Source organism: Pedococcus bigeumensis (assembly GCF_039531795.1).
GTDB classification, from domain to species: domain Bacteria; phylum Actinomycetota; class Actinomycetes; order Actinomycetales; family Dermatophilaceae; genus Pedococcus; species Pedococcus bigeumensis.
On record NZ_BAAAQS010000005.1, the window covers coordinates 179328 to 198872 of the forward strand.

Genomic DNA, 19545 nt, shown 5'->3' on the forward strand with positions numbered 1-19545 from the left:
TAAGGGAAGATGGACCACCACGACCAGCTCAGCACCACCTTCGCCGCCCTGGCCGACCCGACGCGACGCGCGATCCTCGAGCGCCTCGCCGACGGCGACGCCACGGTCGGGGAGCTCGCCGAGCCGTTCGCCATGACCCTCCCGGCCATCTCCAAGCACCTGTCGGTGCTCGAGCGGGCCGGACTCGTCGCCAAGGACCGTGACGGCCAGCGACGCAACTGCCGCATCACCGCCACCCCCCTGAAGAGCGCGACGTCGTGGCTCGAGGAGTACCGCCGCCACTGGGAGGCCAACCTCGACAACCTCGACGCCTACCTCCACCGCCTCCAGGGGACGACCGGCCCCGCGAGCACGACCGACCGCACCATCCACACCGAGAACCACGCCGCAACCGACCAGGAGAAGCAGTCATGAGCAACGCCGCCGCACCCGCCCGCGCCACCGTCACCCACGATGGCCGCGAGGTCGTCATCACCCGCACCTTCGCCGTACCCGCCGCCCTCGTCTACGAGGCGATGACCGAGCCCGAGCACATCCGGAAGTGGTGGGGTGCCGGCCACGGCGAGGTCACCACCTGCGAGGTCGACCTGCGGGTCGGCGGCCGTTGGCACTTCGCACAGACCACCCCCGGCGGCGACGAGGTGTCCTTCTCGGGCGAGTACCGCGAGCTCGACCCGCCCGGCCGGATGGTCCACACCGAGGTCTTCGACAACATCCAGAGCCCCGAGTCGGTCATCGAGTCCACGCTGACCGAGCAGGACGGGTTCACCACCCTGCGCGCCGTGATCACCTACGACTCGCCGCAGACCGTCGAGATGGTGCTCGCGTCGGGCATGGAGACCGGCATGAACGACTCCTACGACGCCCTCGAGAAGGTCGCCCAGGGCCTGGCCGCGGCCTGAGGTCCAGCAGCCCGCGGTCGCTCGGCCGCGTGAGGTCGCGCGCGCAACCGACTCAGGCGCCGAGCACGACGAGGCGTCCGGTGCTCTCCCCGGCCCCGAGCCGGGCGAGGGCACCGGGCGCCTCGTCGAAGGCGACCCGTTGTGACACCACCGGGCGCACCAGCCCGGCGTCGACCCAGGCCGCCAGCTGGTCGTGCGCCGCCACCGCGGCGGCGTGGTCCCGCTGGAGGTACAGACCCCAGTGCAGGCCGAGGATCGAGTAGTTCTTGACCAGGGCGTGGTTGAGCGCGGGCGCCGGGATCGTGCCACTGGTGAAGCCCACCACCACGATCCGGCCCTCGAACGCCACCACCTTGGTCGAGGCGTCATAGGTGGCACCACCCACCGGGTCGAAGACCACGTCGGCGCCCGAGCGACCCACCGCGTCCTTCAGGGTGGCCACGAGGTCACCGGCCGAGCGGTCGACGACGACGTCGGCCCCGGCGGCTCGTGCGACCTGGGCCTTGGCGGCGCTGCCGACGACCGCCACCACCCGCGCACCGAGCGCCTTGCCGACCTGCACGGCCGCCGTGCCGACTCCACCCGCCGCCGCGTGCACCAGCAGCGTCTCCCCTGCCCTGAGGGCGGCTCGCCGCACCAGCCCGACGTATGCCGTCTGGTAGCCGATCGTCAGGGTGCTCGCCTCGGCGTCGGGGAGCGACACCGGCGCCGCGAAGGTGCCGGTGGCTGGCATGAGGCACTCCTGCGCCAGCCCACCGTGCGGCACTGCCGTCGTGCCGACGACCCGGTCGCCGACCGCGAAGCCGGCCACTGCGTCGCCGAGCTCGACCACCTCACCGCAGACCTCGACACCCGGCGTGAAGGGCAGGTCAGGTCGCACCTGGTAGTGCCCCCGCACCATCAGCACGTCGGGGAAGTTGAGCGCGGTGGCCAGCACCCGGACGCGCAGGTGACCGGGCCCCGCCTCGGGAAGCGGCGCCTCGACGAGACTCATCACGTCGACCGGCTCACCCAGCGCAGGGACCTGCCAGGCCCTCATCCGCGGGGCCCGGGCGCCGTCACAGGTTGCCGCCGAGGGTCACGCCGCCGTCGACCACGAGCGTCTGCCCGGTCACCCAGCTCGCGTCCGCCGACAGGAGGAACGACACGGCCCCCGCGACGTCCTCGGGAGCCCCCAGCCGCTTCATCGGGTAGCGCGCGGCGACCTTCTCCTCACGACCCTCGTACAACGCCTGCGCAAACTGCGTCTTGACGATCGCCGGGGCCACCGCGTTCACGCGGACCGAGGGCCCGAGCTGGTAGGCCAGCTCGACGGTGAGGTGGATCAACGCAGCCTTGCTCACGGCATACCAGCCGATCGCCCCGGTCGCCCCGAGCCCCGCGATGGACGCGACGTTGACGACGGCCCCGGGGCGGCCGCCGCCACCGAGCCCGGCGGCGATCGCCTTCTGGGTCCAGGAGAACGCCGCGAGCACGTTGACCTCGAGGATCTTGCGCGCGACGTCCAGGGGCGCGTCGAGGATGGGGCCGTAGAGCGGGTTGATGCCCGTGTTGTTGACCAGGTGGTCGAGGCCGCCGAACGCCTCGTGGGCGAGCCGGACCACCTCGTCCTGGTGCGCCTCGTCGGCGGCGTTGCCGGCGACGCCGAGCGCCTTGGTCTCACCGCCGAGCTGCGCCACCGCCTCGGCGAGCGACTCGGGCTTGCGCGCCGTGATGACCACCCGGGCGCCCTCGGCCACCAGCTTCTGGGCGATGCCCAGCCCGATGCCTCGGGAGGCGCCGGTGACGATCGCGACCTTGCCGAAGTGCGCGCCCTGTCCCTCACGATCCGGAGCGAGGTCCGGGGCGTCGGTGGGAGCGGTGACGGGAGCGCTGTCGGGAGCGCTGTCGGGAGCGCTGTCAGGGGCAGCCACGTCAGGGGCAGCCACGTCAGAGACCGAGGTCTCGGCCGATGAGCTCCTTCATGATTTCGTTCGACCCGGCCCAGATCTTCGAGACCCGGGCGTCGCGCCAGGCGCGGGCCACGCGGTACTCGTTCATGAAGCCGTAGCCGCCGTAGAGCTGGACGCACTCGTCGAGCACGTCGTTCTGCACCTGGGCGGAGAACCACTTGGCCTTGGCGGCGTCGACCGCAGTCAGCTTCTGCTCCGCGTGGGCGGCGATGCAGTCGTCGACGTAGGCCTGGGTGACCTCGAGCTTGGTCTGCAGCTCAGCCATCTTGAACTTGTTGTGCTGGAACGAGCCGATCGGCTGCCCGAAGGCCTTGCGCTCCTTGGTGTAGGCGACCGTCTCGCGGAAGATCTGGAAGGCGTGCGCGGTGTTGGCCACCGCGGCGCCGACCCGCTCCTGCGGCAGGCGCTGCATCATCGAGATGAAGCCGAGGCCCTCCTCACCCAGCCGGTTCGCGTCGGGGACGCGCACCCCCTCGAAGAAGAGCTCGGACGTGTCGGCCTCCTCCTGCCCGACCTTGTCGAGCTTGCGGCCCCGGCTGAAGCCCTCCATGCCGGCCTCGACCATGAACAGCGTGATGCCCTTGGCGCCCTTGGACGGGTCGGTGCGGGCGGCCACGATCACGAGGTCGGCCTGGAAACCGTTGGTGATGAAGGTCTTGGAGCCGTTGAGGACCCAGTCGTCGCCCTCGCGGACCGCCGTGGTCTTGAGTGCCGCGAGGTCGGAGCCACCGGAGGGCTCGGTCATGGCGATGGCGCAGATGAGGTCGCCGTTGGCCATGCCGGGCAGCCAGCGCTCCTTCTGCTCCTGGGTGCCGAGGTCGACGAGGTAGGGCGGGCACACGTCGGAGTGGATGCCGAAGCAGGAGGACACCGCGAAGTTGAAGCCCGCGATCTCCTCGGCGGCGACGGCGTTGAACCGGTAGTCGCCTGCGCCGGCCCCACCGAACTCCTCGGGGATGTCGAGCCCGAACAGGCCCTGCTTGCCGGCTTCCTTCCAGATGTCACGGTCGACCGACTTCACCTCGAGCATCTGCTCGGCGCGCGGCTTGAGGGTGCGCTCGACGAACTCCCGGACCGAGCTGCGGAAGGCCTCGTGGTCGGGACCGTAGACGTTGCGGGGCATGGCTCTCCTTGACGGTGACGCTGGTTGGACGGTGAGGCGGAAATGAGGCTGACGCGACTGAGGATGACGCGGGACTGAGGGTGACGCGGGACTGACGACGCTGGCGACTTCGCGCTCCGGCGAGGCCGAATCGTGGTTAGTAAGCGCTTGCTTAGTGTCCGATGCCTGCGGCATGCTGTCAACCATGTCCAGCCCCGCGCGCTCCGTGGCACCCAGGCAGCCCGTCGACCCCTCGGAGCCCACCGAGCCCCTGGACACGGCCCACCGCCTGCTCGAAGCAGCGGCCGAGGCGTTCGCCGACCGGGGGTTCCACGCGACCACCACCCGCGACATCGCCTCGCGCGCCGGGCTCTCCCCGGCCGGGGTCTACGTGCACTTCGCGTCCAAGGAGGAGCTGCTCTACCAGCTCAGCCGTGAGGGCCACGTCGCCGCACGCGACATGCTGCGCGCCGCCGCCGAGGGGGCGTCCTCCCCCACCGAGGCGCTGCGGGCGATCATGGGCCGGTTCGCCACCTGGCACGCCGAGCACTTCCGGGTGGCCCGCATCGTGCAGTACGAGTTCGCCAACCTCACCCCCCAGCACCGCGACGCGGTCCTCGCCCTGCGCAAGCAGATCGACGCGGTCGTGCGCGACGTCGTGACGGCAGGCGTGGCCAGCGGCGAGTTCAGCGTCGACGACGTCCCCGACACCACGCTGGCCCTGATGTCGATGGCCGTCGACGTCGCCCGCTGGTACGACCCGGAGATCAAGCGGACCCCCGAAGCCATCGGCGCGGCCTACGCCGACCTCGGCATCCGCCTCGTCACCGCGCGCTGAGCGGCTCCACCTGCCGGACGACCTCCGCCACGAGGTCGTACGTCGCGTCGTCGGTGTCGTTGCCCAGGCCGAGGATCACGGTGTCGATGCCGGCCTCGGACAGCCGCCCGAAGCGCTCCACGGCCTGGTCCACGGTCTGCACCGGCTCGCGCGGCGTCGACTCCCCGCGGCCGTCGCCGGACAGCGTGACCCGCGCGAGGCAGGTCTTCTCGATCTCGGCGTAGTCGCGGCCCACGTCCTCGCAGTGCTGTCGGATGATCTCGAGCTTGCGCGGGATCCCCTCCGGGCCGAGCCCGAGGTCGAACAGGTTGCACGCGTCGGCGTACTGCGCGACCAGGCGCAACGTCTTCTTCTCGCCCCCACCGCCGATCAGGATCGGCGGGTGCGGCCGACGCAGGCTCTGCGGCACGTTGAGGGGACGGTCGAGCTGGTAGTGCCTCCCGGCATACGGGCTCTCGTCGCCCTCCCACATCTGGAGGCAGATCTGCAGGGTCTCCTCGAGCCGCTCGAACCGCTCCCGGGTGCTGGGGTAGGGCACCCCGAGCCCCCGGTGCTCCTCCTCGTTCCAGGCCGCGCCGATGCCGAGCCAGGCCCGTCCACCCGAGAGGACGTCGAGGCTGGTGACGGTCTTGGCCAGCAGCCCCGGGTGGCGGTAGGTCACTCCGGTGACGAGGGTGCCGAGCTCGATCCGGCTGGTCTGCCCGGCGGCGAACGCCAGGGCCGTGTAGCCCTCCACCATGTCGAGCTCGGGTGGGCCGATAACGGAGATCTGGAAGAAGTGGTCCATCACCCACAAGCTGGCCAGGCCGGCGTCCTCGGCGTTGCGGGCGATCCGCCCGAAGGTGGGGCCGATGGAGGCCGGCGCTCCCGGCCAGGAGAAGTTCGAGACCTGCAGTCCGAGTCGCATGGTTGCATCCTGCACACATCCGTCGAACGACCACAACACGCGGTCGGCGGCCGGACGTGCGCCCCGACGTCGGACGGGTCGTCCTGGTCGCCCGTCACCGCGCGCAGCGCCCGGCTCTCGCGCCACCGCGGGTCTGCGACGGGTCAGTCGCGGGTCAGCTTGCGGTAGGTGACGCGGTGCGGACGGGCCGCGTCGGCGCCGAGGCGGTCGATCTTGTTGGCCTCGTAGGACTCGAAGTTGCCCTCGAACCAGTACCACTTGGCGGGGTTCTCGTCGTCACCCTCGTAGGCGAGGATGTGCGTCGCCACCCGGTCGAGGAACCACCGGTCGTGGCTGATCACGACGGCGCAGCCGGGGAACTCGAGCAGGGCGTTCTCGAGCGAGCCCAGCGTCTCGACGTCGAGGTCGTTGGTCGGCTCGTCGAGCAGGAGCAGGTTGCCGCCCTCCTTGAGGGTCAGCGCCAGGTTGAGGCGGTTGCGCTCGCCACCGGACAGGATGCCGGTCTTCTTCTGCTGGTCAGGGCCCTTGAACCCGAACTGCGAGACGTAGGCCCGCGAGGGGATCTCCACCTGGCCGACGTTGATGTAGTCGTGGCCCCCGGACACCGTCTCCCAGAGGTTCTTCTCGGGGTCGAGACCGCCGCGGCTCTGGTCGACGTAGGAGATCTTGACCGTCTCCCCCACCTTCACCGAACCGCTGTCGGCCTCCTCGAGGCCGACGATGGTCTTGAAGAGCGTGGTCTTGCCGACACCGTTGGGCCCGATGACGCCCACGATCCCGTTGCGTGGCAGCGTGAACGAGAGCTTGTCGATGAGGACGCGGTCGCCGAAGCCCTTCTTCAGGTCCTTGACCTCGATCACCGTCGACCCGAGGCGCGGGCCCGGCGGGATGGCGATCTCGTCGAAGTCGAGCTTGCGGGTGCGGTCGGCCTCGGCGGCCATCTCCTCGTAGCGGGCGAGGCGAGCCTTGGACTTCACCTGACGGGCCTTGGCGTTGGACCGGACCCACTCGAGCTCTTCCTTGAGCCGCTTGGAGAGCTTGGCGTCCTTCTTGCCCTGCACCTGGAGGCGGGCCTGCTTCTTCTCGAGGTAGGTCGAGTAGTTGCCCTCGTAGGGGTAGGCGCGACCGCGGTCGAGCTCGAGGATCCACTGGGCGACGTTGTCCATGAAGTAGCGGTCGTGGGTGACCGCGACGACGGCGCCGTGGTAGGCGGCGAGGTGCTGCTCGAGCCAGAGGACCGACTCCGCGTCGAGGTGGTTGGTGGGCTCGTCGAGCAGCAGCAGGTCGGGCTTCTGCAGGAGCAGCTTGCAGAGCGCGACCCGGCGGCGCTCACCACCGGAGAGGACCGTCACGTCGGCGTCCGGCGGCGGGCAGCGCAGGGCGTCCATCGCCTGCTCGAGCTGGGAGTCGAGGTCCCAGGCGTCGGCGGCGTCGATGGCTTCCTGGAGCTTGCCCATCTCCTCCATCAGCGCGTCGAAGTCGGCGTCCGGCTCGGCCATCTCGGCAGAGATGGCGTTGTAGCGGTCGAGCTTCGCCTTGATCTCGCCGGCGCCCTCCTCGACGTTGCCGAGAACGGTCTTCTCCTCGTTGAGCTCGGGCTCCTGCATGAGGATCCCGACGGTGTAGCCGGGCGTGAGCCGGGCCTCACCGTTGGACGGCTGGTCGAGGCCGGCCATGATCTTGAGGACCGATGACTTGCCTGCTCCGTTCGGCCCGACGACGCCGATCTTGGCGCCGGGGTAGAAGGAGATGGTGACGTCATCGAGGATGACCTTGTCGCCGTGGGCCTTGCGGGCCTTCGACATGACGTAGATGAACTCGGGCATGGGGGCAAGGCTATCGGCCGGGGCCCCCACGCCCGAATCCGCGTCACACGGTCGTGAGCTCGCGGCCGCCGTCCTGCCGGGGCACCTCGCCAGTGGGCTCGAGCGCCACCTCATAGTCGTCCGTCTCGGGGTCGTGCTCCCCGGGGGCGCGGCGGGTGGCGAGGTCACCCGGGTCGTAGGAGGCGAAGTCCGGCTCCGCCGCGATCGGCTCGCCCTCGAGCGCCGCCATCGCGTCCTGCACGCCTTCGTCGGCCATCCGGTCCTGGGTGTCGAGCTGGGCCCGCGTCACCCGGGTGAGCGAGGTCGTGCCCCAGCTGAGGTCGTGACCGACGTTGTAGGCGTCGATCTCCACCGAGGTCGCGTGGCTGTTGTCCTGGCGGAGCCACTGGTTGACGCGGAGCCGACCGTAGACGACCACGGGCTCGCCCCTCTTCAGCGAGTTCGCGACGTTGGCCCCGAGGGAGCGGAACGCCGTGACGTTGTAGAAGCTGGTGCCGCCGTCCTCGTAGTCGCGCGTCCTGGGGTTGAGCCGGCGGACCGTGGACGCCAGGCGGAAGGCCGCGAACGGCACGCCGTGGCGGGTGGTCCGTGACTCAGGGTCGGCCACCACCCGACCGGTCACCGTGATGTAGGACTCGTTCATCTCGCTCACCTCATGTGGGTCGTTGTCTCATCTTGTCGACGAGCCCCGGGTGGCGACCCGGGGTCGGGACCCAACTGTGGTGCGCTCCCCAAGGGCTCGCGAGGACGCGAGCCGGCGCCTGTGGACAGCCTGGCGAAGCGAGCAGGGCGGTGGACGAGCCGCGCCTCAACGGCGCGGCTGCTGCTCCGCCCGGTCGAGGGACTCACGAGTCAGGCGGTGCCGTTCGAGCACCGCGCGGACCGGTCCGACGATCCGCTCCGCAGCCACCTCGGCGACCTTGTCGGTGAGGCGGCGCCGGATCTGCTGTCCCCGGTGTCGGGCGCCCCTGCGCCCGAGGGCGCGGGCCAGCGCGGCCAAGCCGAGGCCGAGCAGCAGTCCGCCCGCGAACATCAGCAGCGGGTAGGGCAGCGGACCGAGCCGAGGCGTGTCGATCTCGGGCAGCGCGAGCCACCCCATCACGACGAGCAACGCGAGCCAGAGCAGACCGAGCACCGCGACGAGGGCGAGCACGAGCTGCGCCGCACCGAAGACCCGCCACCACAAGGGAGCCCGCATCTTCAGGGACGTGCCCACGACCGCCTGGTCGAGCGCGTCGGCGAGCTCGGGGCCCGGCGGGGTCGCTGCGTCGGCGACCGCCTCGGCCCAGCGGTTGGGCAGGCCCTCGGCGGCCCGGTCCCCGACCCGGCGGGTGGCCAGCTCGACCGCCGACCGCGCCGCAGGGGTGGGGGGCGGGAGCGACGAGCGACCGAGCACGGTGCGCACGTCGCCGGCCGTCACGGCGAGCTTCTCCTCGACGGCGTCACGGGTGTTGAGCCGCAGGCGCTTCATCGGGTCGGGCCGCAGCGCGCGCACCCACCGGGTGAAGGGCCACCCGGTGCGGCCCCAGGCCTGGTTGCGGTAGTCGCGCTCGACCGCGGCCACGACCGTGGGGATGCCGGCCGCCCGGGACAGGGCGTCGACGAGCTCGGCGTCCACCGTCTCGGGCAGGGTCGGCTCGGTCGCTGCCACTCCCCCGCGCAACGTCCCGGCGCTGGCCGAGACGTCGGCGAGCAGCCGGTGCTGGGCGGCGTTCTGGGCGGCCACCGCGGTCGCCAGGCGCATCCGCAGGTCGTCGAGCCCGAGGCCGGTGGTGGCGGACGTGGTGATCACCTGGACGCCGGGGATCCCGTCGACTGCCGCGAGTCGGGCGAGGTCGCCGCGGATCTGGCCGGTCGCCTCGCCGGTGAGCCGGTCGGACTGGTTCAGGACGACCACCGTCACGGCGTCGTGCGTGGACAGGACGCGCAGGTAGTCGTCGTGCAGGCGCGCGTCCGCGTACTTCTGCGGGTCGGTGACCCACACGAACACGTCGACGAGCTCGAGCACCCGCTCGGACTCCTCGCGGTGGGCGACCACGCGCGAGTCGAAGTCGGGCAGGTCGAGCAGGACCAGGCCGTCGAGGGTCCACGGCGTGACGCGGGTCGCGTCGGTGGCCCGGGGCGTCACGTGGTGGCGCTGCGCCACCGACAGCCAGTCGAGCAGCTCGGTGGCGTCGTCGTCGCCCCAGACCGCTGCCACGGGCCGGGAGGTCGTGGGCCGTCGGGCGCCGACCACGGCGACGTCGGCTTCGACCAGCGCGTTGAAGAGGCTGGACTTGCCCGAGCCGGTGGCGCCCGCGAGCGCGACCACCGTGTGGTTGCCGGCCTTCGAGGTGCGCTCGCCGATCTTGCCGACCACGGCCCGGGCGGCTGCGACCGCCGCGGGGTCGAGCTCGCGCCCGCCCGACTCGATGGCCTGCTCGAGGGCGCCCGACCTGGTGGACAGCTCCTCGGAGCTCACTGCCTTGACCTGCTTGCTGCCCATTGTCAACGGGCTCATCGAACCGCCTTCACCGCTGCTGCCGCATCGGCCAGGCGTTGCGCCTGGCCTTGCCTGGTCTCCACGTCCTCGAGGGCCCGGTCGTAGCGGACCCGCTCCGCGGCATACAGCTCCTGCACGTGCTCGAGGAGGCGCTTGCGCGCCTTGGTCGCCATGTCGCGCACCGCCTGGTCGCCGAAGATCGCTTCGAGGACCTTCTGGGCCAGGACCGCGGTGCCGCCGGCGATGCCCACCTCGGCGCCGATCAGCCCGCCGGTGTGTGCGAAGGCGACCAGCATGAGGATCACGCCGATGCCATTGAGCCCGTATGCCGCGATGCGGGCCGTCGTGCGACGGTCCTTGCCCTCGCTGCGCACGAGCTCGAGCACCTCGCCCTGCCAGTCGCGGACCAGCCGTTGGGTGCGCTCACCCAGGTCGGGGGACGCCTTCGAGAGGCCGGTCGACCGGTCGAGCAGCGCGTCACCGCCCGGGAGCTTGCGCCACTGACGGGCCGCGGTCGCGGCCGCGCCCTGCCCCTGGGCGTCGATCAGGGCGGCGACGCCGGTCTGCAGCGCCTCCCCGAGGTCGCCGGACGGCGGGGCCTGGCCCTTGAGGGCCGCGGTGATCCGGTCGCGGACCTTGGAGATGGTCGACTCGACCTGCTTGAAGAACTCGCCCGTGCCGACGTACTCCTGCCACCGCGCGAGCACCTCGCCGCGCAGGAGGGTGCCGTCGGTCATGCCGTTCTCGACGTTGGCGAGCGCCTCGCGGTAGGCCGCGTCGGACTCCCGGTGCAGCGCCGCCACGGCCTGCGCCTGCTGGTGGGTCGCCGTCACCAGGACCCCGGCGCGCTCGTCGAGGCTGCCCAGCGCGCCGTCGAGGGTCTGCTTGACGATGACCGAGCGGGCCCGGGCGTCGCTGGCCAGGGCGGTGAGCCACGACCGCAGCCGGGCGACGTCCGGCTCGGGGAGGCGCCCCTCGCCGGTGAGGACGGCCTCCGGGATGCCGAAGATGGGCGCGGTCGACAGCCCCTGCTCGCGCAGCATGGATGCGAGGTGGCTGCGGATGTCGGCCATCGCCTCGGGCGGCACCCGGTCGAGGACGATCGCGACGGCGGTGCCGCGCTCGGACGCCTGGCGCAGCAGGTCCCACGGCACCGCGTCGGCATACCGCGCCGCGGTCGTGACGAAGAGCCAGAGGTCGGCCGCGGCGAGCAGCTGGGTGGCCAGCGCACGGTTGGCGCTGACGACCGAGTCGATGTCGGGGGCGTCGAGCAGCGCCATGCCCGGTGGCAGCGAGCTGGACGGCACCAGGCGCAGGGCGTGGGCGCCGTCGTCCTTGCTCGGGGCGCCGGTGACCCGGCTGAGGTTGGGGAGGACGCGGTCATCGGCGAACCACCGTTGGTCCTGGGGGTGGTGGACCAGCACGGGCGTCGTGGTCGTGGGTCGCAGGACGCCGGAACGACTGACCTCGGCGTCGACGATCGAGTTGACCAGCGTCGACTTGCCGGCGCCCGTCGACCCTCCGACGACGGCCAGCAGCGGCGCGTCGAGGGAGCGCAGCCGCGGGATGACGTAGTCGTCGAGCTGCTTCAGGAGGGCGTCGCGGGTCGCGCGCCCGGTCATCGCGTCGGGGATGTCGAGAGGCAGCCGGGCCTGTTCGACCTCTTCGCGGAGGGTCGTCACGGCGCCCAGCATGGACACGGCGTCGTCCCTGGAAATCACACCGCAAGCCTAACGAACCGAACGACCGCGACTGCACGCGACAGACCCGACCGGAGGCATGCGTTCGATAAAGAAGCTCCTAGAAGCGACGGAAGTAGTCGTCGTAGCCGCTGGCCGTCGAGCCGTCGCCGTCCCTCTCGCGGGGATGGAGGCGCTCGACCGGCTCGATCAGCTCGACCCCGTCGAGGGTCAGGTCGTCCACGTTGGCGTCCTGTGCCGGGGCGGCGCGCCAGCGGCGCGGTCTGCGGACCGCCGTCTCCGGCTCCTCCTCGGGCGCCTCGAAGTCGACGGGGAGCCGCAGCCACCAGAGCGCCGAGACCGCCAGCAGGAGGAGGCACAGCACCGGCAGGGTCGCGCCGGCCGCAAGCACCTCGGTGATGCCCGGACCCGTCTCGATGCGGATCGACCCGTCGTCCGGGGGCGCGTTGGGGTCACCCCGGAACAAGGCCACCACCACCGACAGGACCATCGCCAGGCTGCCCAGGGCGACGACCGACCAGAGGCCGAAGACCTCCCAGCGCAGCACCGATGCGTGGCTGACCGGCTGGGCGAAGTGCAGGATCGCCACCAGCGCGACCAGCAGGAGGCACGCGATCGGGGCGGCGAACGGGGCCTGCCCGTAGCCGAAGCCGTACATCGCGAAGAGCGTGACGCGGTCGAGGAACGAAGGGGCCGCGGTCGGCGAACCGTCGGAGCCGAAGTTCTGGGCGGTCGACTGGTAGACCTGCCAGCTCTGCAGGGCCCACCCGAGGACGGCCACCCCGGCCGCGACCTCGAGGAGCCGCGCCGTCACGAACCAGGTCCGCGGCGGCGTCCACTCGACGCGCACGGTGGACAGCTGCATGGTGGCCCCTTCCTCCTCGCGCCAATCTAATCCAGCGTCCTGCTCCGGCGCCGGGTCTCCACCGAGCCCGTCACCAGCATGCCGTCCAACACCGTGCCGTCAACACCGTGCCGTCCAACACCATGCCGTCGACACCGTGCCCGTCGCGACAGAATGGGGCGATGCGCATCTTCGCCGCCGTCGTCCCTCCCGAGCCGGCCCTGGACGACCTCGCGGAGTTCCTCGACCCACGCCGCGATGCCGGGCCGGACCTGCGCTGGACCGACCCCAGCCTCTGGCACGTCACGACGGCGTTCATGGCCGACGTGCCGAGCCGGCTGGTCGACCCCATGGTCGAGGGAGTCGCCGAGGCGGTCGCGAGCCGCCACCCGGTGTCGCTCTCGATCCGGGGCGGTGGCGCCTTCCCCAACCCCTACGAGGCTCGGGTCACGTGGATGGGCGTCGACGGCGAGCCGCACGAGCTCGAGTCCCTGGCCGGCCTGGCCCGCGCGGTGCGGCGGGCGTGCAGCCACGTGGGCGCCAACCCCGAGGGTGGGCCCTTCACGCCGCACCTGACCGTGGCCAGGTCTCGACACCCGTTCGAGGCGACGCGGTGGCTGCGGGTGCTCGAGGCGTATGCCGGCCCGGCCTGGACGGCGCACGAGGTCACCGTGTTCGCGTCGCACCGCGGCGAGGGCAAGGGTCGTCCCCACTACGAGCCGATCGCCGTCGTGGAGCTGTCCGGCTGACCGCCCCGGGGGCCACGCCGCGCCTCTGGGAGCCGCAGGACGCAACGCTCGGAGGCTCACGCCGCGTGTGCGTCGGCGACGGCCCACCTGACGTGGTGTCCGTCGAAGGCGAACTCCCCCACCTCGTCGAGACCGGACCGGGCACGGGTCGTGAGACGCAGGCCGGAGATGGCGCGGATCGTCCTCAGCTCGTCCTTCGCCGTCGAGGGGACGTCGTCGCGGGCCAGCAATCGAACCCTTGACTCGTACCGGGACACCGTGAAGTGGATGTCGCTCGCGCCCTGGTGGATCGACCGGGAGACCAGGTCGCCGGTCAGCCGCGCCGCAGGGGTGGCCAGCCCGTCCAGGTGCCAGTCCGAGCACGCTCGGGCCACGACGTCGCGGGCAGTCCTCGGGGCCTGCCGGGTCGGTGGGAGCTCGACCATGACGTTCGCCTTTCCGCCACGAGACCACAGGCCGTCCCAGACGTCCGGCAGGGCGGAGGCGACGACGAGGTGGTGTCCGTGCGGGTGGTGGGTCACGAGGTCGCGGACGTCCGAGCTGTCGCTGATCAGACCGATGGGGGTGCCGGGCCACATGCGTACGAGGGCCGCGGCGACGGCGGTGATCGACCCGAGCACCCCGTCCTCGAGTGACGCCTCGACGGGCACTCGCACGATCACCCCTGCAGGAGACGTCGACCACTCCCAGAGCAGCGCGCGCTGCACGGCTTGCAGGCAGGTCGGCGCAGCAAGGTCGAGCAGACCGTAGTCGCCCAGACGGAACGGCCGGATGCCGCTGCCGGCCGCTGCCGGCCCGGGCGCGTTGGGCCACGAGAACAGACCATCGTCATGCTTGGACATACGGGGCGTACCCAACGCCGTCGGCCAGGGTCTGGGGCCGAGCTTTCCCCCTGCAAGCGGATCGCACTTCAGGATAACCACTCCGGTTGACCCCGGAATAGCCCGCAGGAACTAGTCCACCATCCGGTCAGCCGTCCCATCGTCGCCTGGCGACGGTCGAGGCGATGCCGCGCGGGCAGGTGGCGCCTGTGCAGGTTGGGCCCTGAGCGGGTGGCGCAGAGCGGGTGACGCCCCTGTGCAGGTTGGGCCCTGTGCAGCCTGGGCCCTGTGCAGCCTGGGCCCTGTGCGGGTGGCGCCCCCGGCAGGACTCGAACCTGCGACCTAGAGATTAGAAGGCTCTTGCTCTATCCAGCTGAGCTACGGGGGCAACGCCGCAGAGTCTAGGACGCGCCGGCGCTCCCCACGGTTGCCGCCAGCTGCCGCAGACGACGCAGGGCGAGCTCGGCGAGCAGCGCCGATCCGTCAGGGACGACCGAGTCGTCGAACTCGGCCCGCGGGGAGTGGTTGTCGGGCGCCGAGGCGAAGTCCGGAGCCGGACACGCGCTGAGGTTCACATAGGCGCTGGGCACCTTCGCCCCGACGAAGGCGAAGTCCTCCGACCCCATCTCGGGGTCACGCTGGTGGGCGTAGCGATCCGCCCCGAACAGGTCGACGATGGTGTCCTTCGCGAAGGAGTACTCGCTCTCGTCGTTGACCGTGACCGGGTAGCCGGGGAGGTACTCGACCTCGGCGGTCAGGCCGTGGGCCTCGGCGAGGCGGGTGGCGAGCAGCTCGATCTTGGCTGCCACGTCGGCGCGAGCCTGCTCCGAGAGGCTGCGCAGGGTCGCCTCGAAGACCGCGTCGTCAGGGATGATGTTGTCCTTGGTGCCGCCCACGAACTTCCCGACCGTGATGACCACGGGGTCGAAGACGTCGAACTGTCGCGTGACCAGGGTCTGCAGCGCGACGACGATCTCGCAGGCGACCGGGATGGGGTCCTTGGCGCGGAAGGGCTGCGACCCGTGGCCACCCTCGCCGACCACCCGCACCCTCACCTCGTCAGCCGCAGCCATCAGCGGCCCGGGACGCCCGAACCACGTGCCGAGCGGGTACTCGGAGGAGTAGACGTGCAGGGCGTAGGCCGCATCGACCCGCCGCCCGGCCACGTCGAGCAGGCCCTCGTCGATCATCGGTTGGGCACCACCCGGGCCCTCCTCCCCCGGCTGGAACATGAAGACGACGTCGCCCTCGAGCTCGTCGCGCAGCTCGTGCAGGATCCGCGCCGCGCCGACGAGCCCCGCGACGTGCAGGTCGTGGCCGCAGGCGTGCATGAGGCCCTCGTGCTGCGAGACGAAGTCGAGCGGCAGGTCCTCGGTCACGGGCAGGGCGTCCATGTCACCGCGCAGCAGCACGACCGGGCGCTCCGCCGCGACAGCGCCGACACCAGCACCGGCACCGGCACCGGCACCGGCAGTCGTCCCACGGCCACGCAGGACGGCGACGACGGACGAGAGCGACTCCCCCAGCGTGATCTCGAGGTCCAGGCCGTCGAGCGCCTCCAGGACCGCCCGCTGGGTGAGCGGCAGCCTCATCCCCAGCTCGGGGATCTGGTGGAGTCGGCGGCGGAGCGCGATCAGGTCGGGACCGATGGCAGAGGCGAGTTCGAGGGTGCGCACGACCTGCACGCTAGTACGCGCCGAGGAACTCCCGGCGGCTGGCGGTGATGGCCTGCAGGAGCTCGCGCTCGGTCTCCAGCGCGCGGGCGTCGGCGGCGCTGTGGTGCATCCGGGCCCGCAGCAGGGCCAGCTCGCTCGCGGAGTCCTGGAACCTGCGCATCGAGCGCAGCATGGCCCGGCCACCCGAGGTGCGCGCCCACAGCCGGGCCGACCGCCGGCCGCTCATGGTGGACAGCATCTGCACCTCGCTGGGCGAGAGCCAGCCCGCGTCGGCGTACTCGCTGAGGTGGCGACCGATCAGGCGTCCCTCCCGGCGACGGGCCCAGACGACGAGGGCGACGAACCCGATGAAGATCGGCACCTCGACGACGAGGTAGACCGACAGCATCCCCGCCCCGCCAGTGATGGCGGCCAGGTTCCACACCGCGTGGGAGAGCGCCGCGAGGAGGTAGCCACCGACCGGTGCCAGCACCTTGAGCCAGCGGTTGCGGGTGGTGGCGGCGATCCCGATCCCGATGCCGGTCAGCACGGTGAACATGGGGTGGGCGAAGGGTGTGAAGAGGCAGCGGGCGATGAACGTGCCGGTGAGCGCCGAGTCGCCGCCGTCGCTGTAGGCCATGCCGAGGTACTGGATGTTCTCGGTGAAGGCGAAGCCGGCCGCGACCACCCCGGCGTAGACCATCCCGTCGATGATCCCGTCGAACTCGCGACGTCGGAACCACCAGATGAGCAGGACGAGCAGGCCCTTCGAGGCCTCCTCCACCAGGGGCGCGGAGAAGACCGCGGTCGCGAGCAGCGCGTCGTCCTCACGGCCGGTGGCCGCCTGGAAGGCGACGTTGGCACCGGTGTTGAAGACGCCCGCGACCAGCGCTGCGACCAGCGCACCCCAGAGGAACGCCGTGACGAGGTAACGGGTCGGCTCGGCCTCGAACCGGTCGAGCCAGAGGAAGGTGGGGATGACGATGCCGAGCGGGATGGCGGCGAGGACCAGGGCGAGGAGGGTCGTCACCAGTCCGAGGGTGCCTCCGTAGTAGACGGCCAGCACGACCGCTGCGAGGCCGAAACCCACGGCGATGACGCCCGCGAGGAGCCAGCTGCGCAGCCGGCTCCGCCCGGAGGTCGTCGAGCCGGCACGGACGGGCTCGGGCCCGGCCGCGGGTGGTGCGTCCCCGGCATACTCCCGGCCCTGTCCCCACGTCATGCCGGGAAGGGTAGTCGAGGAGGTCGGGCCGCCGCCTGTGTCCGAGCGGCGCATTAGGGTGGCCCGGTGACTGCCACTCCCACCGACCGCTCCGTCAACGACCGCATCGTCTGGATCGACTGCGAGATGACCGGGCTCTCCCTCGAGGCCGACGCCCTCATCGAGGTCGCGGCCCTCGTGACCGACTTCGAGCTCAACCAGCTCGGTGACGGGGTCGACGTGGTGATCCGGCCGCCGGACGCGGCCCTGGAGCAGATGGACGACTTCGTCCGCACCATGCACACGACCTCGGGACTGCTCGAGGAGCTGCCCGGCGGCACGACGATGGAGGACGCGCAGCAGCAGGTCCTCGCCTACATCCGCGAGTGGGTCCCCGAGCCGCGCAAGGCCCCGCTGGGCGGCAACACCGTCGGCACCGACCGCAACTTCCTCGCCCGCGACATGGCCGAGCTCGAGGCCCACCTGCACTACCGCATCATCGACGTCTCCTCCATCAAGGAGCTGTCCCGTCGCTGGTACCCGCGGGCCTACTTCGGCGCGCCCAAGAAGTCCGGGGGGCACCGCGCGCTCGCCGACATCCGTGAGTCGATCGCCGAGCTGCGCTACTACCGCGAGGCCGTCTTCGTGCCGCCGCCCGGCCCCGACAGCGACACGGCCAAGGGCATCGCCGCCCGACACGTCGTCGACCACGGCTGACCGCCCCACCACGACGGGCCGGTATGCCGCGGCCTCGCCGTCCGACCGCGCCACCGGTGCGGGGTGGTCACGAGCACCGCTCCGGAACAGGTACTATTGGCGTCGCTTCCGCGACCGGCACTGTCCGGTCGTGACGCATGGTGGGCGTAGCTCAGCTGGTAGAGCACCGCGTTGTGGTCGCGGGGGTCGCGGGTTCAAGCCCCGTCGCTCACCCCACGCCGAAGGCCCCTGACCCGAGACGGTCAGGGGCCTTCGTCGTCCCGCTCCTTCGGCCTCTGTGCCCTGAGCTCTGTGCTGTGGGCTCTGGCGCCGGCTGGCCCGGCCCGGGAGACTGGCCGCATGCCCGGCTGCTGCGACCCGCTCGGGTTCGACGACGTCTTCAGCCCGCAGTTCGCCCGCAAGCAGGCGCAGCGCTACCGCAGGCGCGGGCTGAGCTCGTCGGCGCGCGACATCGTGGAGTTCCTCGCCGCGCGGGGCCTGGCCGGGGCGACCGTGCTGGAGATCGGCGGCGGAGTGGGTGAGATCCAGCTGGAGCTGCTGAAGCGTGGGGCCCTGCGCACGAGGAACCTCGAGCTCGTGTCGGCCTACGACGCGCTGGCCGGCGAGCTGGCCAGGGAGGCCGGCGTGGCGGACCGGGTCGACCGGCGTCTGCACGACATCGTCGAGTCGCCGGAGCCGGTCGAGCGGGCCGATGTCGTGGTGCTCCACCGGGTCGTCTGCTGCTATCCCGACTACGAACGCCTGCTGGGCGCGGCAGCCGACCACGCAGGCCGGGTGCTGGTCTTCAGCCATCCCCCGCGCACCGTCGCCAGCCGGGCCTTCCTGTCGGCCCAGAACGCCTTCCTCAGGCTGACCGGCCACCGCTACCAAGCCTTCGCCCACCCGCCGGAGGCGATGCTGGCCGTGCTTCGCGACAGGGGGCTGACCGTCGTGCACACCCGGCGCGGGCTGGTCTGGCACGTGGAAGGACTGGAGCGCCAAGCGGCCTGAGGCCGGGAGCGCGCAGCGGCCAGAGCAGGGGGCGCGCGGCCCGCGCTGTGCCCGGTCGGGCACGATGGTCGGGTGTTCATGGACTCGGAGGGCAAGCGCAAGGTCATCAGGATCGGGGTGTGGGTCGCGATCCTCGGCCTGCTCCTGGGGGTCCTCAGCTCGCTCGTCGTCGCGACCAGCGCCGATGCCCATGCCGCCCTGAGGTCGGTCTCCCCCAAGGACGGCGCGACGGTGACCACCGTGCCCACGGAGGTGGTGCTGACCTTCAGCGAGGCGATCGGCACGAGCTTCGCCACCGTGAGCGTCGCGGGGCCCGACGGCTCCGTGTCTCGGGGCCGGGCCGTGGTCGACGGGTCGACGGTCACCCAGGCGCTGGCCGACGGGTTGCCCAACGGCCGCTACACGGTGTCCTTCCACGTGGTCAGCGAGGATGGCCACCCGGTCTCCGACCGGACCACCTTCTCGCTGGCTGCCGCCGCCACCGCCACTCCCCTGCCCAGCACCCCGGCCACCGCCACGACCTCGACCACCGACCCCGCCTCCAGCAGCGCGCCGACCTCCGCCCTGCCGGCCGACGAGGGCGAGGGCAACGGCCGTGCCGTGCGGATCGGACTGGCCGCCGGAGTGGCCGCCCTCGCCCTGGCGGCAGGCATCGCCCTCGTGGCCGCAACGCGGCGCCGGACCGGCGAATGAGCCTTGGCGTCAGCCGATTTCACGCCGCCCGCATCGTCCTGCTAAGGTCTCTCCTCGCGCGCCATTAGCTCAATTGGCAGAGCAGCTGACTCTTAATCAGCGGGTTCGGGGTTCGAGTCCCTGATGGCGCACCAACCACGAGAGGGACGACGCACAGCGTCGNGCG

At 71.6% G+C, this 19545-nt stretch carries 19 protein-coding genes and 3 tRNA genes; 9 read left to right on the forward strand and 13 right to left on the reverse strand.

The window, feature by feature from the left end; genetic code table 11:
- Positions 1–9 precede the first annotated feature (9 nt).
- Both ABD262_RS16535 and ABD262_RS16540 read left to right on the forward strand, forming a co-directional pair.
- Positions 10–414, forward strand: coding sequence for an ArsR/SmtB family transcription factor (locus tag ABD262_RS16535; protein WP_344138607.1), 405 nt, complete (start codon positions 10–12; stop codon positions 412–414).
- Complete coding sequence (locus tag ABD262_RS16540) at positions 411–902, forward strand: SRPBCC family protein (RefSeq protein WP_344138610.1); 492 nt, start codon at positions 411–413, stop codon at positions 900–902. The genes ABD262_RS16535 and ABD262_RS16540 overlap by 4 nt, the downstream gene beginning before the upstream one ends.
- Positions 903–954: 52 nt before the next feature.
- Here ABD262_RS16540 and ABD262_RS16545 read toward each other — a convergent pair whose 3' ends face one another.
- The 3 genes from ABD262_RS16545 to ABD262_RS16555 form a co-directional block, all read right to left on the reverse strand.
- Positions 955–1896, reverse strand: coding sequence for an NADPH:quinone oxidoreductase family protein (locus ABD262_RS16545; RefSeq protein WP_344138612.1), 942 nt, complete (start codon positions 1894–1896; stop codon positions 955–957).
- A 64-nt stretch (positions 1897–1960) separates the two neighbouring features.
- Complete coding sequence (locus ABD262_RS16550; protein WP_344140010.1) at positions 1961–2692, reverse strand: SDR family oxidoreductase; 732 nt, start codon at positions 2690–2692, stop codon at positions 1961–1963.
- 139 nt (positions 2693–2831) lie between these two features.
- Positions 2832–3977, reverse strand: a complete 1146-nt coding sequence (locus tag ABD262_RS16555; protein WP_344138614.1) for an acyl-CoA dehydrogenase family protein — start codon at positions 3975–3977, stop codon at positions 2832–2834.
- A 184-nt stretch (positions 3978–4161) separates the two neighbouring features.
- On the opposite strand from ABD262_RS16555, the gene ABD262_RS16560 reads away from it, so the two are divergent.
- Positions 4162–4794: a TetR/AcrR family transcriptional regulator gene (locus ABD262_RS16560; protein ID WP_344138616.1), complete on the forward strand. Its 633-nt coding sequence runs from the start codon at positions 4162–4164 to the stop codon at positions 4792–4794.
- On the opposite strand, the gene ABD262_RS16565 is transcribed toward ABD262_RS16560, so the two are convergent.
- From ABD262_RS16565 to ABD262_RS16590, 6 genes are all read right to left on the reverse strand, one after another.
- Positions 4781–5701: an LLM class F420-dependent oxidoreductase gene (locus ABD262_RS16565; protein WP_344138618.1), complete on the reverse strand. Its 921-nt coding sequence runs from the start codon at positions 5699–5701 to the stop codon at positions 4781–4783. The two genes, ABD262_RS16560 and ABD262_RS16565, sit on opposite strands and share 14 nt — an antisense overlap.
- A 143-nt stretch (positions 5702–5844) precedes the next feature.
- On the reverse strand, positions 5845–7527 hold the full coding sequence (gene ettA, locus ABD262_RS16570) for an energy-dependent translational throttle protein EttA (RefSeq protein WP_344138620.1): 1683 nt from the start codon (positions 7525–7527) through the stop codon (positions 5845–5847).
- A 43-nt stretch (positions 7528–7570) separates the two neighbouring features.
- Entirely contained in the window at positions 7571–8170 is a 600-nt protein-coding gene (gene ssb / locus ABD262_RS16575; protein ID WP_344140013.1) for a single-stranded DNA-binding protein, read from the reverse strand.
- A 165-nt stretch (positions 8171–8335) separates the two neighbouring features.
- Positions 8336–10027 (reverse strand): YfjP family GTPase, encoded by a 1692-nt coding sequence (locus tag ABD262_RS16580; protein ID WP_344138622.1) that lies wholly within the window; start codon positions 10025–10027, stop codon positions 8336–8338.
- Positions 10024–11730 (reverse strand): dynamin family protein, encoded by a 1707-nt coding sequence (locus ABD262_RS16585; protein ID WP_344138624.1) that lies wholly within the window; start codon positions 11728–11730, stop codon positions 10024–10026. The genes ABD262_RS16580 and ABD262_RS16585 overlap by 4 nt, the downstream gene beginning before the upstream one ends.
- Before the next feature lie 79 nt (positions 11731–11809).
- Positions 11810–12574 carry a hypothetical protein gene (locus tag ABD262_RS16590; protein ID WP_344138626.1) on the reverse strand — a complete coding sequence of 255 codons (765 nt, stop codon included), beginning with the start codon at positions 12572–12574 and terminating at the stop codon, positions 11810–11812.
- Between the two features lie 161 nt (positions 12575–12735).
- Between ABD262_RS16590 and thpR the strand changes: the two genes are divergently transcribed.
- Positions 12736–13302 (forward strand): RNA 2',3'-cyclic phosphodiesterase, encoded by a 567-nt coding sequence (thpR, locus tag ABD262_RS16595; RefSeq protein ID WP_344138628.1) that lies wholly within the window; start codon positions 12736–12738, stop codon positions 13300–13302.
- A gap of 56 nt (positions 13303–13358) precedes the next feature.
- Here the strand turns inward: thpR and ABD262_RS16600 are convergent, their stop codons facing one another.
- The 4 genes from ABD262_RS16600 to ABD262_RS16615 form a co-directional block, all read right to left on the reverse strand.
- Complete coding sequence (locus tag ABD262_RS16600) at positions 13359–14144, reverse strand: hypothetical protein (protein WP_344138630.1); 786 nt, start codon at positions 14142–14144, stop codon at positions 13359–13361.
- A 290-nt stretch (positions 14145–14434) separates the two neighbouring features.
- Positions 14435–14511: transfer RNA gene (locus ABD262_RS16605), tRNA-Arg, on the reverse strand.
- Positions 14512–14524: 13 nt separating this feature from the next.
- Positions 14525–15799, reverse strand: a complete 1275-nt coding sequence (locus ABD262_RS16610) for a M20 metallopeptidase family protein (protein WP_344138632.1) — start codon at positions 15797–15799, stop codon at positions 14525–14527.
- 10 nt (positions 15800–15809) lie between these two features.
- Positions 15810–17000 (reverse strand): PrsW family intramembrane metalloprotease, encoded by a 1191-nt coding sequence (locus tag ABD262_RS16615; RefSeq protein WP_344138634.1) that lies wholly within the window; start codon positions 16998–17000, stop codon positions 15810–15812.
- A gap of 66 nt (positions 17001–17066) precedes the next feature.
- On the opposite strand from ABD262_RS16615, the gene orn reads away from it, so the two are divergent.
- The 5 genes from orn to ABD262_RS16640 all read left to right on the forward strand — a co-directional run bounded on the left by orn (position 17067) and on the right by ABD262_RS16640 (position 19513).
- Positions 17067–17696, forward strand: coding sequence for an oligoribonuclease (gene orn, locus ABD262_RS16620; RefSeq protein WP_344138636.1), 630 nt, complete (start codon positions 17067–17069; stop codon positions 17694–17696).
- A gap of 140 nt (positions 17697–17836) precedes the next feature.
- Positions 17837–17912, forward strand: a tRNA-His gene (locus ABD262_RS16625).
- A gap of 123 nt (positions 17913–18035) precedes the next feature.
- Entirely contained in the window at positions 18036–18686 is a 651-nt protein-coding gene (locus ABD262_RS16630; RefSeq protein WP_344138638.1) for a class I SAM-dependent methyltransferase, read from the forward strand.
- Positions 18687–18764: 78 nt separating this feature from the next.
- Positions 18765–19379, forward strand: coding sequence for a copper resistance CopC family protein (locus ABD262_RS16635; RefSeq protein WP_344140016.1), 615 nt, complete (start codon positions 18765–18767; stop codon positions 19377–19379).
- 58 nt (positions 19380–19437) lie between these two features.
- Positions 19438–19513 (forward strand) — tRNA-Lys (locus ABD262_RS16640).
- The last annotated feature ends 32 nt before the right edge of the window (positions 19514–19545 follow it).

Bases quoted from the DNA above. Each gene is read 5' to 3' on its own strand.
- ABD262_RS16560 (WP_344138616.1), top strand. From the start codon at position 4,162: ATGTCCAGCCCCGCGCGCTCCGTGGCACCCAGGCAGCCCGTCGACCCC.
- ABD262_RS16535 (WP_344138607.1), top strand. From the start codon at position 10: ATGGACCACCACGACCAGCTCAGCACCACCTTCGCCGCCCTGGCCGAC.
- ABD262_RS16540 (WP_344138610.1), top strand. From the start codon at position 411: ATGAGCAACGCCGCCGCACCCGCCCGCGCCACCGTCACCCACGATGGC.
- ABD262_RS16615 (WP_344138634.1), bottom strand. From the start codon at position 17,000: ATGACGTGGGGACAGGGCCGGGAGTATGCCGGGGACGCACCACCCGCG.
- ssb (WP_344140013.1), bottom strand. From the start codon at position 8,170: ATGAACGAGTCCTACATCACGGTGACCGGTCGGGTGGTGGCCGACCCT.
- ettA (WP_344138620.1), bottom strand. From the start codon at position 7,527: ATGCCCGAGTTCATCTACGTCATGTCGAAGGCCCGCAAGGCCCACGGC.
- ABD262_RS16545 (WP_344138612.1), bottom strand. From the start codon at position 1,896: ATGAGTCTCGTCGAGGCGCCGCTTCCCGAGGCGGGGCCCGGTCACCTG.
- thpR (WP_344138628.1), top strand. From the start codon at position 12,736: ATGCGCATCTTCGCCGCCGTCGTCCCTCCCGAGCCGGCCCTGGACGAC.
- ABD262_RS16580 (WP_344138622.1), bottom strand. From the start codon at position 10,027: ATGAGCCCGTTGACAATGGGCAGCAAGCAGGTCAAGGCAGTGAGCTCC.
- ABD262_RS16555 (WP_344138614.1), bottom strand. From the start codon at position 3,977: ATGCCCCGCAACGTCTACGGTCCCGACCACGAGGCCTTCCGCAGCTCG.
- ABD262_RS16600 (WP_344138630.1), bottom strand. From the start codon at position 14,144: ATGTCCAAGCATGACGATGGTCTGTTCTCGTGGCCCAACGCGCCCGGG.
- ABD262_RS16565 (WP_344138618.1), bottom strand. From the start codon at position 5,701: ATGCGACTCGGACTGCAGGTCTCGAACTTCTCCTGGCCGGGAGCGCCG.
- ABD262_RS16630 (WP_344138638.1), top strand. From the start codon at position 18,036: ATGCCCGGCTGCTGCGACCCGCTCGGGTTCGACGACGTCTTCAGCCCG.
- ABD262_RS16635 (WP_344140016.1), top strand. From the start codon at position 18,765: ATGGACTCGGAGGGCAAGCGCAAGGTCATCAGGATCGGGGTGTGGGTC.
- ABD262_RS16590 (WP_344138626.1), bottom strand. From the start codon at position 12,574: ATGCAGCTGTCCACCGTGCGCGTCGAGTGGACGCCGCCGCGGACCTGG.